Origin of the sequence: Enterobacter sp. KB-280D8 (genome assembly GCF_041399405.1) — a bacterium.
GTDB classification, from domain to species: Bacteria; Pseudomonadota; Gammaproteobacteria; order Enterobacterales; family Enterobacteriaceae; genus Enterobacter; species Enterobacter cloacae_N.
Map to the genome: position 1 here is coordinate 163,779 of NZ_JBGKEC010000007.1, position 15,697 is coordinate 179,475.

The following is a 15,697-nucleotide window of genomic DNA, read 5'->3' on the forward strand; positions in this document are numbered from 1 at the left end:
GAATTCTGTTTATGTTTTGGTCTAAAACGTTCTGGAGGCTCCGGTGCAGGAGCCTCACTTTCCTGGCATCAATTAATGGTTCTGTAGCGTGACCGTGACTCCCATCTGAACGAGGATCTCGGTATTCAGGCTATCCATCTGATAAGACTGATACTCCACTCCCCCAACATTCACCGTCCCGCCATCGGTCCAGTTACCCGGGTCCATACCGTTCGGCAGCAGGTCGCTCAGATTCACCGTGTCCCCCGCGTCGCCCTTCACCATCATTTGGTTGAAGTCGTTGTCGTGGAACAGGTTCTGCGTGGCGTTTTCCAGCACATCCCCCGCACTCAGCGTCAGGGTGTTGTTGCCTGTTCCCGTAATGTCGAACACTTCCACTGACTGGACAGGGTGGGTCAGCGCGCTCAGGTCGAGGTGCTGATCCGCCCCCAGCAGCTTCAGCGTGTCGGTGCCTTCTCCACCCTGAATCACCGCACCGGTCAGGCTGGCCACGTCCGCAACCTGATACAGGTTGTCCGCTGCGTCCCCGTACCAGACATCGCCCTGGTTATCCGCCAGGAACTCACCCGGGGTGACGGTTTTCGCCGTTCCGCTCACCACCAGGTTATCGATGCTGAAACCAAACCCGGTGCTTGTTGGTTGCTCCTCGTGGTGGATCTCCATCCGGTAAACCGGTGTATCATCCGGGCTGGTAAACGACACCGGGACGTTACGGTTGCTGAGGAAAGCACTCACCGTCTGCGAACTAATCTCATTGCCGTTGATGTCGTAGAACGTCACCACCGTCGATGGGCCAGCAAGGCGCGGGTTGAAAACGAAATCGATCGTTTTAGCGCCATACTGGAAATCAACGAACATGCTGCCTGCCATCCCGTTATCTCCTGAGCTACTGTAGAGATACAGACTGTTGGTGCTACCCGTACCAATGACCTGTTTGTTGAACTCATAATCCGTCGGGCCGGTACCTGGTGTGTGGGAGAAACGCATCCCGTGTACCCACGCTCCCGCGTTAATGTCCGCGAACTCCGTGTCGTCTTCGAAGTTGTTGGTACTGGTAAACGCGCTGGTGCGGTAGCTGGAGCTGTTACCCGCCGCGTCAACAATCGCCGCGCCCACCGGAATATCGGTGTAGCCACCCGCAGGCATGGTCAGGGTCACGTTGCCGTTAGCAATGTCGGCAGCCGTCAGCGTATGGGTCACGGTAACGTCGCCGTTCTTCACCAGCACGGTGTCGCCCTCGACAATCCCGCTGCCTGGCAGCGTTACCGTCACGTCATTACCGCTGCGCACCACGTCGGTCGGTGCATCAGGTGCCACCTGATCCAGCACCACTTTCTGCGAGGATTCGGTGTAGTTCCCGGCGATATCGACCACACGCGTCAGGACAGTCCAGTCAGCACTGTGTCCCTGTCCGTCAACAAACGCCCATTTGTCGCCGTCGACCATCGCTTCAAGCCAGGTGTTCCCGCCGTCAGTGGAGACCAGTACTTTCCCGCCTGCTTCCAGCGGAGCTGAGAGATGACCGCTGATCAGGCTACCGGCTTTACCACTGTTAGTGATGAAGTCGCTGCCGCTGACACCGGAGTCCTGGGTCATCGCATCCACCACCGCGCTGCTTGTCGGCGCGTCGGTATCAATGGTGATTTTCCACTCCGCGGACGGGGCGCTTCTCACGCCGGTCGGACTCTGGAACACCGTCTTCAGGGCCAGTTCCGTGCCGTTGTTCTGTGCAGGCAGTGTAAAGTTCCAGGTGTTGCCCGGGCCTACGGTCACGGAGTCGATCAGCGTGTCACCGTCATAAATAAACACGACATCACCCGCGACGCCGGTCCCGTGCAGAGTTGGCGTGGTGTCATCGGTCACTGCCGGGTTCGCCAGGTCGTCCTGCACCAGACCGACGTCATCCGATACGCTATCGAATGAGCCAACCGGTACGCGGGTATCCAGCGTCAGTTCAAACGGCGCCGTCTGCGCGCTATCACCGGTGCCGGTATTTTCACTGGCGGTGATCTGGTACGTCTTGTCAGTGGTCAGCGCCGGGTTGAAGGTGTATTTCCACGCACCGGTCGCCGGGTCAGCGATCACGGTGTCGACAAAGTTGCCGTCCAGATACACTTTCACTTCGGCACCAGGCGTTGCGCGGCCCACAACGGTTGGTGTCGTGTCATCGGTATGGCTGCCGCTGGCCAGATTGCTCTTCAGTTCGCCTTCATCGTCTTCCACGTGGCTGATAGACACACCGTTGTGGCTGGTGTCCACGGTGAAGTGGATCGGCGCAGACTCTGGTCCAACGTTACCCGCTTTGTCTTCAATCGAGACTTTCCAGGTGTAGTCACCATCCGCCAGGGCCGGTGCCGGGGTGTAGCTCCAGTTACCGCTGCCATCTACCGGCACGCGCACGGTGGTGCCATTACCCAGATCGATGATCGCGGTACCGTTCGCGTCACCCTTACCACGGTAGGTTGGGGTGTTATCGTCGGTGGTACCGTTATCCGCAATAATTCCCGGCGTGCCGAAGTCGTCCCACAGTTCAATGTCCGTAGGTGCCAGCGGTTTAACGGAGTCCACAATAATCATCCACTCGCCGGTTTCCGGGCTGCGGTTGCCCACGGCGTTTTCCGCCACCGCGCGGAAGCGGTGCTCGCCCTGCGAAAGTGCAGTGTCGAAATCAATGGTCCAGGTGCCACCCGTAACCACAGCGCTACCGATTGGCGTCGGGTTAGTGCCGTCATACAGGTAAATGGTCGTCCCGTCCTGACCCGTACCGGTGATGGTCGGTTTGTCATCGTTCGTGATGCCACCCTGCTGTACGGTGCCAACATGGGCATCAACATCATCGATTACGTCCGTGATTGCCGGTGCCGGAGGAATGCCGCCTGCTACCAGCTCAAACGAGAACGCATCGGATGGTTCGGAACGCAGACCCGCTTTGTCTTCGGCAACCACTTTCACATCGTAGTGGCCGTTCGTCAGCGCCGGAGACGGCGTCCAGGTCCATTTACCTGTCGGGTCAGCGGTAACGGAATCCACTTCCTTACCGTTAACAATGATGTGCACCAGGCTATTTTTCTCAGCGGTACCGGTAAAGGCCGGGGTGCTGTCATCGGTGACCTCGCCGTTGGTCAGGTTGCCTGTTTTCAGGCCAGCATCATCAAACACGCTATCAATCGTCGGTTTTAACGGCGGCGTGGTGTCTACGATGAAGCCGATCGGATCGGACGGATCGCTGGCGTTACCGACCGGATCAACGATGACGACGACAGCTTCATGATTCCCTTCCGGCAGCGGTTTCTCCGGAGTTACTTCCCACTTGCCGTCATCACCAACAATTGCGGTACCCACAACTTCGTCGTCAATAATCAGACGCACGGTGTCGCCAGGCGTACCCTTGTCGCCACTGAACACCGGCTGGGTATCGTCAGTGGTGTCACCATCATGAATTGGCCCTACGGACGGTCCCTGGTCGTCTTCAACGTCACCAATGACCGGCTTGTCAGGACCTTGCAGATCAACGATAAATTCGAAATCATCAGACGGTTCGCTGGCGTTGCCTTCTGGATCGGTAATCACCACTTTCCCGGTGTGGCTGCCTTCCGGCAACGGTTTCTCAGGGGTCACTGCCCACTTGCCGTCGTCACCGACGATCGCCGTTCCCACCAGTTCATCGTCCACGATCAGTCTGACGGTATCGCCAGGCGTGCCGTTTTCACCGCGGAACGTCGGCTGCGTGTCGTCAGTTGCACCGCCGTTCTGGATTGGCCCCACAACGGTACCCGCGTCATCTTCTACTTCGCCGATGACCGGTTTTTCTGGCGTAACGATAAATTTAAAGTCATCAGACGGTTCGCTGTCGTTCCCGGCCGGATCGGTGATGATCACCTTACCGGTATGGCTGCCTTCCGGCAGAGGGTTTTCCGGCGTCACTTCCCATTTACCGTCTTCACCGACGATCGCCGTGCCGACCACTTCGTCGTCAACGATCAGGCGCACGGTATCGCCAGGCGTGGCACCTTCACCGCGGAAGACCGGCTGTTTATCATCAGTCGCATCGCCGTTTTGGATTGGGCCTGTTTTCGCGCCAACATCGTCTTCCACTTCGCCAATAATCGGCTTAACAGGGGCTTCCAGATCGACGGTGAAATCAAAAGAGTCGCTCGGCGCGCTGGTGCGGCCATCCGGGTCTTTACCGATCAGCACAATGCTGTGGTCGCCGTGCGCCAGCGGGGTTTCCGGCGTCCAGGTCCAGGTGCCGTCAGCGCCGACACGGGTTTCGCCGAGCTTGACGTTGTTTTCCCAGAACTCAACAATATCGCCCGCTTTGCCTGTACCGCTAAATGTTGGCGTGGCGTCATCAGTCACGCCGTTTTGCGGGATCGAGCCGGTTTTGGTGCCGTAATCGTCGTGCACGTCGGTCAGTTCAGGGGTAGCAACAGGTGCAACGGTGCCTTTTTTGTCACCGCCATCGTCACGGTTATGACGAATAATGGCGCCCAGGCCTACCAGCGCACCAATCCCGGCTAACGCACCCAGCGCCAGCAGAGCAGGAGAAAATGCGGTGCCCGCAACGGCCAGACCGTCGAGACCTGCAATCGCCCCTGCGCCCAGCGCATGAGCGGAAGATTCGCCGTCCAGCAGGAACGCGGCTTTGTGGTCGTCGTCGCCATCGGTGGCGATGTACTCATGCCATTGACCGTCTTCGCCTTTACCGACCAGCTCACCTGGGTTATCGAAATAGTCTTCAATGATCAGCTGTGGCTGATCCTCATCAGTGCCTTCCAGCATGACGAACAGGTCTTTGCCTACGCGTTTCAGCGTAATGTTTTCTGGCGCGACGCCATTTTCCCCTTCAGCAAGAATGTATTTTGCATTCGGGATGGCCTTAATTTTGACAGCACTGCCAACCTTTTCACTGCGCAGAACGTCAGCTTTGACAATCGTATCTTTCTCTACGACTGCAATATTTACTGGCTTGAGAGTCATTTTTTAAATTCTCGTGTAAATAATCGATCTGTGTCCGCGCAACGCGCCAGACGCACTTCCATACGGGATACATTCCCTGGCTGGCGCTATCTTCCCGGCTGGCAAGTGTTGGCTTAATAAGACCTGTCGCAAACCGGTCTTATAAGTCATTTAAGGGAAAGGTTCGGTAGAGATGGCGTGAAGAAAATAATGGCAAAGATAAAGACAAGTCTTGGTTCACTTTTTTAGAGACGGAGAGAAAATAATGTTTTTGTTACCCACTCAGGACAGACAGGAATGTCAGGTAGAAAAGTCATTCTCATGGATTCCAGCCCACTGCTGCGTGCAGGTATCAAGGGCTTATTAACAGAACAAGATTATGAGGTTGTGGCACAATTTCCTACAATCGAGGAATTGCACAGCGCATTACCTGCGTTAAGCGCGGACCTGATTATCATGGAACATCTGCAACAAAGCGCTGAGGTATTTTCTTACCTGGCGAAAATAAGAAAAACGTACCCGGATATTCGGATTCTCATCTTGTCCTCGTCTTTCAGCGATTTTCACATCCAGCTAAGCAGGCGAGCTGGCGCGGCCGGTTACATCAATAAAAATAGCTCGTTAGATAAAATAATCACTACCATCAATAACGTACTCTCCGGCCAGTATTGCTACGGTTCTGAGCTTTGGCATCATCATGCCAGATATCCGCGGGATGCCTCGTTATTATTATCTTTGTCCCATATTGATATTTGTATTTTGCGCTACATTTCTGCCGGCTATAGCAACCAGATTATTGCCTCGATGCTGGACATGAATAATAAAAAGGTGAGCGCGTATAAGCAGCGTATCATGGCAAAATTTAACATTACCCGTCTGGCGGACCTGGTCGATCTGGCAAAACGGAATTATCTGTACTGAGCACCGGAAGATGCCCGGATGACGGTTTGTTCGGGCTTGATGACATAAATCGTTGCAAAACGAATGCTCCGAAAAGAGTGATCTACCGCACATATCCCTCCACATCTACCGAAGCGAATGTCTACGCTTATAAGACGCCCGGAAAAACCTGTCTTTAGAACACACAACCGGAGGTCCTTATCACCATGTTCAACCAGAAACTACAGGCTACCGAGAACATCGAATTCGAGATTGCAGAAGAGCTGCGCTACGAGACCGATCCCTGCGAGTTGAAACTGGATGAGATGATTGAGGCGGAGCCGGAACCCGAAATGATCGAGGGGCTACCCGCCTCCGATGCGTTGACGCCCGCAGACCGCTATCTTGAACTGTTCGAACACGTACAGTCGACGCGGCTGTTTGCGGACAGCAAAACCTTCCCCGACTGCGCGCCGAAGATGGATCCGCTGGATATCCTGATCCGCTACCGCAAGGTCAGACGCCACCGGGATTTTGACCTGCGCCAGTTCGTGGAGAACCACTTCTGGCTGCCGGAAACCTACAGCACTGAATATGTCTCCGACCCTGGCCTGTCACTGAAAGAGCACATTGATAGCCTGTGGCCCGTCCTGACGCGCGAACCGCAGGATCACATTCCCTGGTCCTCCCTGCTGGCGCTGCCGCAGGCCTATATCGTCCCCGGCGGGCGGTTCAGCGAGACCTACTACTGGGATTCATACTTCTCCATGCTGGGGCTGGCGGAGAGCGGCCGTAACGATCTGCTCAAATGCATGGCGGATAATTTCGCGTGGCTGATCGAACGCTACGGCCATATTCCGAACGGTAACCGCACCTACTACCTCAGCCGCTCCCAGCCGCCGGTCTTTGCCCTGATGGTGGAGCTGTTTGAAGAGGACGGCGTGCGCGGCGCGAAACGCTACCTTGAGCACCTTAAAATGGAGCATGCCTTCTGGATGGACGGCGCGGAGTCGCTGCTGCTTAATCAGGCCTACCGCAGCGCGGTACGCATGCCGGACGGTTCATTGCTGAACCGCTACTGGGACGACCGTGATACCCCACGCGACGAATCGTGGATTGAGGACGTGGAAACGGCCCGCCACTCGGGTCGTCCGCCGAATGAGGTATATCGCGATCTGCGCGCCGGTGCGGCCTCCGGCTGGGATTATTCCTCTCGCTGGCTGCGCGAGCCGGGCCGATTAGCCAGCATCCGCACGACGCAGTTTATCCCGATTGACTTGAACGCCTTCCTGTTCAAGCTGGAGAGCGCGATCGCCAATATTTCGGCGTCGAAAGGGGATAAAGAGACCGCCGAGCTGTTCCGCCAGAAGGCCAGCGATCGCCGCGCGGCGGTGAACCGCTACCTGTGGGATGAAGAGAACGGCTGCTACCGCGACTACGACTGGCGCCGCGAGGTGATGGCGCTGTTCTCCGCGGCGAGCATTGTGCCGCTGTACGTGGGCATGGCCACCCATGAGCAGGCCGAGCGCCTGTCTGATGCGGTAAAAGCGCGCCTGCTGACACCGGGCGGGATTCTGGCAACCGAATACGAAACCGGCGAGCAGTGGGATAAACCCAACGGCTGGGCGCCGCTGCAGTGGATGGCGATTCAGGGGTTCAAACAGTACGGCAACGACTCGTTGGGGGATGAAATCGCCTGGAGCTGGCTGCATACGGTGAACCACTTCTACAAGACGCACCACAAGCTGATCGAGAAGTACCACATCGCCAGCAGTACGCCGCGCGAAGGGGGCGGCGGGGAGTATCCACTGCAGGATGGCTTCGGCTGGACGAACGGCGTGGTGCGACGGTTGATTGGGTTGTATGGGGAGCCTTGAGAGGGGTGCGGTCTGGTGCCCTCACCCCGGCCCTCTCCCACAGGGAGAGGGAGAATAAATCAGCGAATCACCTCATAAATGGCGGTCTGAATGGACTGCCATTTTTTTGTGGTGGCATCCGGCTGTGACTGCGCGCGTCGCGTTGCCATCTCAAGATCGTGCTTCTGGCGCTTCACCACGGCCGGCACGGTGCAGAACGCTTTCAAATACTCTTTACGTATTGAGGTCAGAGACTCGCCGTTCGACATGGCGTGGCTGAGCGTATTGATGAAACGACGACACGGCTTCTCTTCCGCCATGTTCTGCCGGTAGCGCAGCATAAGCTCCAGAACGTCGTCATAGCCGGCCGACATCGCCTCTTCGGTCCATGACAGCTTCCAGTCCATCCCACCCTGCAAGAAGAGCAGCGCCACGCGGGTATCGTTGCGGTTAATCGCCGAACGGAAATTATTGTCGTCCCAGGTCACCCCCATGCGCGTCAGCGTCTCGCGCGAGGAAGGGGTTTCACGCATCTCCTGCGGCGGAGCCGCTTGCGCCGTATTTTCCGCCGCAGGCTGCGGTTTGCCGCTGGTCACCAGCCAGAAGCCGCCTACCACGATGGCAATCATCATCACGCCAACCGCCCCCCATAACGCACCGGAGATAAGCTGCTCACGCTGTTCGGGCGTGCGCGGCGCGCGCTGGGTCGGTTTTTCAATCGTGTCGCGAACTTCAAACAGATCCCCACCGGTGACCCGATCCATTTTTTGCGCCTTTTCCCAGAAAGCGTGCAGCTCGCTGGCATCCACCGCCATGAATCCAGCCGGGTTGACGCGCGTTCTTCCCTCTTCAAACGCGCGTTGAACCGGCCGGGAGATCTGCATGTAGTAGTTATCCAGCAGCTGAATTTGCGCCGAACTTAACGTTTTCTGCACCGTGATGTTGTTGCGGATTTGCCGGATGTCGTCGAGAAATGTTTGCAGCGTTTTGCGCGGCTCTACCAGGAGCGTCAGCATGGACGGGTCGCTAAACAGCGAGGCGTAGTAGCGACTGAACTCTTTTTTATCCACCAGCATCTGCGCCAGTTCGCTGAACATCATGCCGCTCAGGACATCGTTGATTTCGCCATGCTTCAGCCAGCGTCGTACGCGGTCAGCGTTGAATAAGGTTTTAAGATGATTATTGAGCCGCACCTGATCGGGCCAGGCCTGCTGAATGAGGCCTTTAATCATTAACTCAATTGCGCGTACCTGCTTGTGCGCCTGCTGCTGCTGAAGCTCGCTACCCGGCACCAGCTCGGTGCTGTAGGTCAGAAGCGGCTGCTGTAGACGAAGATGTTCCAGCGTAGTCACAAACCGCATCGCCGCAATAAGCTGGTTTTCGCTGACATCCTGCCCGCTTTCATACTGCGGGACGCGCTGCTGCAGCAGGCGCAGCTGCAGCGTAAATTCCGACATCTCGGCATCATTCAGGTTGAGCTTCTTCGCAACCGCAGCCCATCCTCCGAGGCCTAAACGCGCACTGTCCAGCTGTTCCAGAAACCAGCGTGGATCTTTTCCCTCAGAAACATGTACATTCAGAAGAAGCAAGATTTCCACCGACGCCTGGCGAATGACCGCCAGACAGTGTTCAAACTGCTCGCGGATATGATGTGATGTGCTGAGAGTCATTGTTTTCCTTAAGCGACAACGAAGACATCCGGAATGGGCACTAACGGCCGTTTTTCTTTTTATTTATACGCGCTTAACCATACCTGACTTTCTGTTGAAATAAAGTGACAACCCTAAAATCATTTAAAAAGCTTCAGGAGAATCTCAATGCCAGTTTTAATGACCTCGCGCCTGACCTGCACCCACGTGCAGGAACAAGACTGGCCCTTTTTCCTGGCGCTGCAGCAGCATCCCGACGTCATGCGCTTTGTGGCGGAGGACCGCCCCGTCGCGGCGATCCGCGAGGCGTTTGATTCGCGCCTGACGCCCTGGACGCCGGGGAGCGCGCACTGGCTGTGCCTCGTCGTTCGTGACGCCCTCTCACAGGCCCCGCTGGGCCTTACCGGGTATATTCATCGGGAGGAGGATTGCGCCGAAGTAGGCTTTCTTTTTGCCCCCGAGGCACAGGGAAAAGGTTACGGCTTCGAATCCCTGCAGGCACTTTGCGATTACGCTTTTCATCAGGGCGGTATACGTCGGCTCACCGCCACCGTCACTGCAGGAAATGTCGCCTCCAGGCGCCTGCTGGAAAAAGCCCGCTTCCAGCTGGAAGGCGAGCTACGCGAGAGCTATTACCTTTCCGGTCGCTGGCAAAATGACTGGTTATTTGGGTTATTGCGGCAGGAATACCTGAACAAAAATTCCTGAACAACAGCCATTTGGCGGATATTTCTCCTGCCTCGATTCCTCTACAGTATCGCCATTAAGAGGAAACGAATATGAAAGGTCATGCGCTGAATATTTCTTCTGCCGCCATTGAGTTAATAAAGAAACATCAGGGGCTTTCACTGGAGAAATATCGTGATGAAAAGGGTTTATGGGTAATCGGCTACGGACATGCGATCCGCGAAGGGGAACATTTTCGCGGCCTTATTACGCCTCTTCAGGCTGAATATTTACTCCACGAAGATATTCAGCGGGTTGAGACGCTGCTGCAGGAAAAGGGGGTTGGGCCATTAACCCAGCAGCAGCATGACGCTGTAGTACTGATGATATTAAGTTTCGGCGCGGCATCCGCGCTCCCGAAAGCGGTGCTTCAGGCCGTCGCCCGGGTATAGTACATGGCGGCCTGGGTTCGGTTTTTCACCTCCAGCCGGCGAAAAAGCGCTTCCAGATGTGCTTTTACCGTGGCCGCACTGATGTTGAGATTGCGGCCAATCTCTTTGTTTGATTCACCCGCCGCCAGCAGCTTCAGAACCTCTCGCTGACGCTCGCTCAACGAGAGTAACGCCTGCGCTGACGATTGCTGGCTGACCCACTCGCCGGGAAAGCAGACCATCCCTCTCGACACGGAATCCAGCACGGCGGCAAACCGCTCAGGGTTGGCGTTACGGGGGATAATAGCCATCACGTTTCGCTGCATGAGTTGCTCAACCCATCTGGTCTCTTTTTTTGCCAGAACCATCATCACCCGTACCGACGGGAAGCGATGCATGATTTCGTCCAGGAAAGAACTCTCCTCATCCTGAATTAAATTGCCGTCAATCATGACGATAGCAGACGGTGACGCGGATATTTGCGCCCATAAATCGTCTGCCTGACAAGTCCCCGTTATATTTATTTCAGGAATTAATTTCCGCAAACCGTGTATCGCTCCATGAATAAATATCGACTGCCTGTCAAACATGATTACTCGCATCGTATTTCTCCCTCTGAGAATAGCGAAGGGGGATTCTACAGAGGCGCAATTTAAGAAAAAACTCAATGAATGCAGAGGTTACAAATCCGCCAGTGGTTTTTATATTTACCCGTATTTTGACACATCCATATTAAGGATTTCCTTAAGGGGTTCCCTCCCCTTAACATCAGACATCACAGGAACATACCGCCTGACACTTCAATACGTTGCGCATTCATCCAGCCCAACCTGTCGCTGAGCAGGGCCGCAATAGCATCGCCGATATCGTCCGGCAGCCCCACCCGCCCCAGCGCCGTCTGTGACGCCAGCATCTGGTTAAGCTGCGCGTTGTCGCGCACGCGTCCCTCGCCAAAGTCGGTTTCGATCGCGCCTGGCGCGATAATATTGACGGAGATTCCGCGCGCCCCAAGCTCCTTCGCCTGATAGCGGGTGAGCACTTCCATCGCCCCTTTCATGGCCGCATAGGTTCCTGAACCTGGCTGGGTAAAGCGGGCCAGTCCGCTGGAGACGTTGAGGATCCGCCCCCCGTCGTTAAGCAGGGGCAGCAGGCGCTGCGTCAGGAAGAAAGGCCCTTTGAAGTGAATGTTCAGCGCTTCATCAAACTGGGCTTCCGTCGTGTCGGTGTAGGGTGCGTATAAACCCGTTCCGGCGTTGTTCAATAAATAATCAAAGGTTTCACGCTGCCAGACGCTGCTCAGGATCTCCTGAAGCTGGTGAGCAAAATTTTCGAAACTGGCAATATCACCGACGTTGAGCTGTAATGCCGCCGCCTTGACGCCTTTTCCCTGAATTTCGCGCACCACGTCCAGCGCTTCCTGCTGGCTGCGATTGTAGGTCAGGATAATTCCCGTGCCGTCTGCCGCCAGCTTTAACGCAGCGTTTTTACCCAATCCACGGCTACCACCCGTCACTAATGCGATACGTTCAGTCATCATAAACCTCGTTTTGGCTGTTATGGAGATTGAGAAAGAGCTTATTAGGTGATAGAAGATCAATAAAGATGGGCAATAACGCTTCACTGTTTCAGTACAAACAACAATGAGCTTCATCTATGGATAAAATTCACGCAATGCAGCTGTTTGTTCGCGTCGCGGAACTGGAGAGTTTTTCCCGCGCGGCAGAGACATTAACGCTTCCGAAAGGCAGCGTTTCCCGGCAAATCCAGGCTCTGGAAAACCGGCTTGGCACCCAGCTACTGCACCGCACCACGCGCCGCGTCAGCCTGACGCAGGACGGCATGGTCTATTACGAACGGGCAAAAGATCTGCTGGCGAACCTGGATGAACTCGACGGTATGTTTCAGCACGATCCCTCCAGCATCAGCGGAAGGCTCCGCGTGGATATGCCCGTCGGCGTTGCTCGAAATGTCGTCATCCCCAAACTGCCTGCTTTTTTACAGCAGTATCCGGGTATCGAACTGGAGCTCAGCAGCAGTGATCGCCTGGTGGATGTGATCCGCGAAGGGTTTGATTGCGTCGTCCGCGTGGGTTCCCTGAAGGACTCAGGGCTGATTGCCCGTCCGCTGGGCAAGCTGTCGGTGATCAACTGTGCCAGCCCGGATTATCTGGCGCGTTTTGGCTACCCCGACACGCTGGACGATTTAGGCTCGCACGCCGTGATTCATTACGCCGCGATGCTGGGAAGTCGCCCTCAGGGCTTTGAATTTTATAACGGCAGCACGACGCAGTGGATAAAAACGGGCGGGGTGCTAACCGTAAACAGCACGGAAACTTACCAGGCCGCCTGCCTTGCCGGGCTGGGGATCATTCAGGCCCCGCGCGTTGGGGTACGCGACCTGCTGCGCGCGAAGAAACTGATTGAGATCCTCCCGCAGTATCGCGCGGAACCGATGCCTGTCTCCCTGATTTACCCCCACCGGCGCAACCTCTCTCGCCGGGTTCATCTGTTTATGGAGTGGCTAACCGAACTCACAAAAGCTTACGTGGATTAGTCGCAAGCTATAATTCAGTAACATCCAGCCAAACGAAAAAGGAAAAGACGCGTGACGCCGGAAAATAACCCGCAACGACCCACCCAACATTTAGATTATGAACCCATCAAGAAGATGGAAACCGAGCCAGAAGAGGCTAAAGCCCCCGGTACCGCCAGCAAGGCGCTGGGCACCGTCACCAGCCTGGCGGAGAGAATTCAGCAGTTTCCCATGGTTGCGCATCTGATACGTGCGGCCGAACGCTTTAATGACCGCATGGGGAACCAGTTCGGTGCCGCGATCACCTATTTTTCGTTCCTGTCGATGATCCCCATCCTGATGGTGTCGTTTGCAGCGGCCGGTTTTGTGCTCGCGTCGCACCCGACGCTGCTGCAGGATATCTTCAATAAGATCCTGAATAACGTCAGTGATCCGACCCTCGCCACCACGCTGAAAAGCACCATCAATACCGCCGTTCAGCAGCGTACTACTGTTGGCATCGTCGGTTTGCTGATCGCCCTATATTCCGGCGTTAACTGGATGGGCAACCTCCGCGAGGCCATTCGCGCCCAGTCGCGCGACGTGTGGGAGCGCACGCCTCAGGATCAGGAGAAAATTTGGATTAAGTATTTCCGCGACTTTGTTTCGCTGATAGGTCTGCTCGTCGCGCTGGTCGTGACGCTCTCGATCACCTCTGTTGCCGGTTCAGCGCAGCAGATGATTATCTCTGCGCTCTATCTTGATTACATCGAATGGCTGAAGCCCGCCTGGCGCGGCATCGGGCTGGCGATTTCTATCTTCGCCAACTACCTGCTGTTCTTCTGGATTTTCTGGCGCTTGCCTCGCCATCGTCCGCGCAAGAAGGCGCTGCTCCGGGGCACGTTGATTGCGGCAATCGGCTTTGAGGTGATTAAGATCGTGATGACCTATACCCTGCCGTCGCTGGTGAAATCCCCCTCCGGCGCGGCGTTTGGCTCTGTGCTCGGACTGATGGCCTTCTTCTACTTCTTCGCCCGCCTGACCCTGTTCTGCGCGGCGTGGATTGCCACCGCCGAGTACAAAGGCGACACGCGGATGCCCGGAAAAACACACCGCTAACTCCGCTCTCGGGCTGATATTTCAGCCCGACTCATCATTTCAGCATATAAATCCAGTCCGTAACTTTTATTTAACCGAAAACCAGTTTTATCCACCAATATTTAAAAACTGTGAAGCATTTCATGGAAGCATTTTGGCTGGCCTGAACATTATCCGCTTTTTGTTGCTTTTTTCACCAGAACGCGGCTTTGTTACAGATTGAAATGTCGCTTTTGCTGTGCGTAATATGGCCTTTCGTTCGACAAAAATAAGAAAATATTATGCAATCAACAGCCACAACACTCGACTCTGGTTCGGAACACGTCCCGGTAAACTCGCGCAATAAAGTCGTCGTCGCATCGCTAATTGGCACCGCCATTGAGTTCTTCGACTTTTACATTTACGCCACCGCGGCGGTCATCGTTTTTCCGCATATTTTCTTCCCGCAGGGAGACCCGACGGCGGCAACGCTACAGTCTCTGGCGACCTTTGCTATCGCGTTTGTGGCGCGTCCGATTGGCTCTGCGCTGTTTGGACATTTTGGCGACCGCATTGGTCGTAAGGTCACCCTGGTGGCCTCGCTGCTGACGATGGGGATCTCCACCGTGGCGATTGGCCTGCTGCCGACCTACGAAACCATCGGCATTCTGGCGCCGGTTCTGCTGGCGCTGGCGCGCTTTGGTCAGGGTCTGGGGCTGGGTGGTGAATGGGGTGGCGCGGCGCTGCTGGCGACCGAGAACGCCCCGCCGCGTAAACGCGCGCTGTACGGTTCATTCCCGCAGCTTGGCGCGCCGATTGGCTTCTTCTTTGCCAACGGGACCTTCCTGCTGCTCTCCTGGCTGCTGACGGACGAACAGTTCATGAGCTGGGGCTGGCGTATTCCGTTTGTCTTCTCGGCGGTACTGGTGCTGATTGGCCTGTACGTCCGCGTTTCCCTGCATGAGACGCCGGTGTTTGCGAAAGTGGCTGCGGCGAAAAAACAGGTAAAAGTGCCGCTGGGTACCCTGCTGACCAAACACCTCCGCGTAACCGTGCTTGGCACGTTTATCATGCTGGCGACCTACACGCTGTTCTACATCATGACGGTGTACTCCATGACCTACAGCACCGCCGCCGCGCCGGTAGGGCTGGGCCTGCCGCGTAACGAAGTGCTGTGGATGCTGATGATGGCGGTGATTGGGTTTGGCGTGATGGTACCGATTGCCGGCCTGCTGGCGGATAAATTCGGCCGTCGTGCGAGCATGATTACGATCACCACGCTGATCATTCTGTTTGCTCTGTTCGTCTTCCCGCCGCTGTTGAGTTCAGGTAACCCGGCGCTGGTGATGGCGTACCTGCTGATTGGCCTGAGCCTGATGGGACTGACCTTCGGCCCGATGGGCGCGCTGCTGCCGGAGCTGTTCCCGACGGAAGTGCGTTATACCGGCGCGTCGTTCTCCTATAACGTCTCCTCCATTCTGGGCGCGTCCGTGGCGCCGTATATCGCCACCTGGCTGCAGGCAAATTATGGTCTGTTCTACGTGGGGGTGTATCTGGCGGCCATGGCGGCGCTGACGCTGATTGCCCTGCTTCTGACGCACGAGACTAAGCATCAGGCGCTGTAATTTATTGCGGCCTGATGCCTTCACCCCGCCCCTCTCCCACAGGG

The 15,697-nt window shown here is 56.0% G+C and carries 11 protein-coding genes; 7 read left to right on the forward strand and 4 right to left on the reverse strand.

The window, feature by feature from the left end; translation table 11 throughout:
• Positions 1-72: 72 nt before the first annotated feature.
• Positions 73-4,980, reverse strand: coding sequence for an Ig-like domain-containing protein (locus tag AB8818_RS18090; protein ID WP_192983781.1), 4,908 nt, complete (start codon positions 4,978-4,980; stop codon positions 73-75).
• A gap of 276 nt (positions 4,981-5,256) precedes the next feature.
• On the opposite strand from AB8818_RS18090, the gene AB8818_RS18095 reads away from it, so the two are divergent.
• Together AB8818_RS18095 and AB8818_RS18100 are read left to right on the forward strand one after the other, a co-directional pair.
• Positions 5,257-5,880 (forward strand): response regulator transcription factor, encoded by a 624-nt coding sequence (locus AB8818_RS18095; protein ID WP_192983783.1) that lies wholly within the window; start codon positions 5,257-5,259, stop codon positions 5,878-5,880.
• 185 nt (positions 5,881-6,065) lie between these two features.
• On the forward strand, positions 6,066-7,715 hold the full coding sequence (locus AB8818_RS18100; RefSeq protein ID WP_116342834.1) for an alpha,alpha-trehalase: 1,650 nt from the start codon (positions 6,066-6,068) through the stop codon (positions 7,713-7,715).
• A 59-nt stretch (positions 7,716-7,774) separates the two neighbouring features.
• Here AB8818_RS18100 and AB8818_RS18105 read toward each other — a convergent pair whose 3' ends face one another.
• The gene (locus AB8818_RS18105; protein WP_192983785.1) at positions 7,775-9,364 is read right to left on the reverse strand and encodes an STY4199 family HEPN domain-containing protein; all 1,590 of its coding nucleotides are present in this window, start codon (positions 9,362-9,364) and stop codon (positions 7,775-7,777) included.
• Between the two features lie 147 nt (positions 9,365-9,511).
• Here AB8818_RS18105 and AB8818_RS18110 point away from each other — a divergent pair, with 147 nt between their 5' ends.
• Together AB8818_RS18110 and AB8818_RS18115 are read left to right on the forward strand one after the other, a co-directional pair.
• Entirely contained in the window at positions 9,512-10,051 is a 540-nt protein-coding gene (locus tag AB8818_RS18110) for a GNAT family N-acetyltransferase (protein WP_192983787.1), read from the forward strand.
• A gap of 71 nt (positions 10,052-10,122) precedes the next feature.
• Entirely contained in the window at positions 10,123-10,461 is a 339-nt protein-coding gene (locus AB8818_RS18115) for a lysozyme (RefSeq protein ID WP_192983789.1), read from the forward strand.
• On the opposite strand, the gene AB8818_RS18120 is transcribed toward AB8818_RS18115, so the two are convergent.
• Both AB8818_RS18120 and AB8818_RS18125 read right to left on the reverse strand, forming a co-directional pair.
• The gene (locus AB8818_RS18120) at positions 10,440-11,042 is read right to left on the reverse strand and encodes a response regulator transcription factor (protein WP_163331100.1); all 603 of its coding nucleotides are present in this window, start codon (positions 11,040-11,042) and stop codon (positions 10,440-10,442) included. The two genes, AB8818_RS18115 and AB8818_RS18120, sit on opposite strands and share 22 nt — an antisense overlap.
• A 173-nt stretch (positions 11,043-11,215) precedes the next feature.
• Complete coding sequence (locus tag AB8818_RS18125) at positions 11,216-11,974, reverse strand: SDR family NAD(P)-dependent oxidoreductase (RefSeq protein ID WP_166712748.1); 759 nt, start codon at positions 11,972-11,974, stop codon at positions 11,216-11,218.
• 119 nt (positions 11,975-12,093) lie between these two features.
• Between AB8818_RS18125 and AB8818_RS18130 the strand changes: the two genes are divergently transcribed.
• The 3 genes from AB8818_RS18130 to AB8818_RS18140 all read left to right on the forward strand — a co-directional run bounded on the left by AB8818_RS18130 (position 12,094) and on the right by AB8818_RS18140 (position 15,653).
• Positions 12,094-12,993, forward strand: a complete 900-nt coding sequence (locus AB8818_RS18130) for a LysR family transcriptional regulator (RefSeq protein WP_151413439.1) — start codon at positions 12,094-12,096, stop codon at positions 12,991-12,993.
• Positions 12,994-13,044: 51 nt separating this feature from the next.
• A complete protein-coding gene (yhjD, locus tag AB8818_RS18135; protein WP_192983791.1) occupies positions 13,045-14,070 on the forward strand; it encodes an inner membrane protein YhjD in 1,026 nt (341 codons plus the stop codon).
• Positions 14,071-14,330: 260 nt separating this feature from the next.
• Positions 14,331-15,653 (forward strand): MFS transporter, encoded by a 1,323-nt coding sequence (locus tag AB8818_RS18140; RefSeq protein ID WP_116342850.1) that lies wholly within the window; start codon positions 14,331-14,333, stop codon positions 15,651-15,653.
• Positions 15,654-15,697 lie beyond the last annotated feature (44 nt).

Coding starts and splice junctions, on each gene's coding strand:
- AB8818_RS18090 (WP_192983781.1), bottom strand. CDS start 4,980: ATGACTCTCAAGCCAGTAAATATTGCAGTCGTAGAGAAAGATACGATT.
- AB8818_RS18095 (WP_192983783.1), top strand. CDS start 5,257: ATGTCAGGTAGAAAAGTCATTCTCATGGATTCCAGCCCACTGCTGCGT.
- AB8818_RS18100 (WP_116342834.1), top strand. CDS start 6,066: ATGTTCAACCAGAAACTACAGGCTACCGAGAACATCGAATTCGAGATT.
- AB8818_RS18105 (WP_192983785.1), bottom strand. CDS start 9,364: ATGACTCTCAGCACATCACATCATATCCGCGAGCAGTTTGAACACTGT.
- AB8818_RS18110 (WP_192983787.1), top strand. CDS start 9,512: ATGCCAGTTTTAATGACCTCGCGCCTGACCTGCACCCACGTGCAGGAA.
- AB8818_RS18115 (WP_192983789.1), top strand. CDS start 10,123: ATGAAAGGTCATGCGCTGAATATTTCTTCTGCCGCCATTGAGTTAATA.
- AB8818_RS18120 (WP_163331100.1), bottom strand. CDS start 11,042: ATGCGAGTAATCATGTTTGACAGGCAGTCGATATTTATTCATGGAGCG.
- AB8818_RS18125 (WP_166712748.1), bottom strand. CDS start 11,974: ATGACTGAACGTATCGCATTAGTGACGGGTGGTAGCCGTGGATTGGGT.
- AB8818_RS18130 (WP_151413439.1), top strand. CDS start 12,094: ATGGATAAAATTCACGCAATGCAGCTGTTTGTTCGCGTCGCGGAACTG.
- AB8818_RS18140 (WP_116342850.1), top strand. CDS start 14,331: ATGCAATCAACAGCCACAACACTCGACTCTGGTTCGGAACACGTCCCG.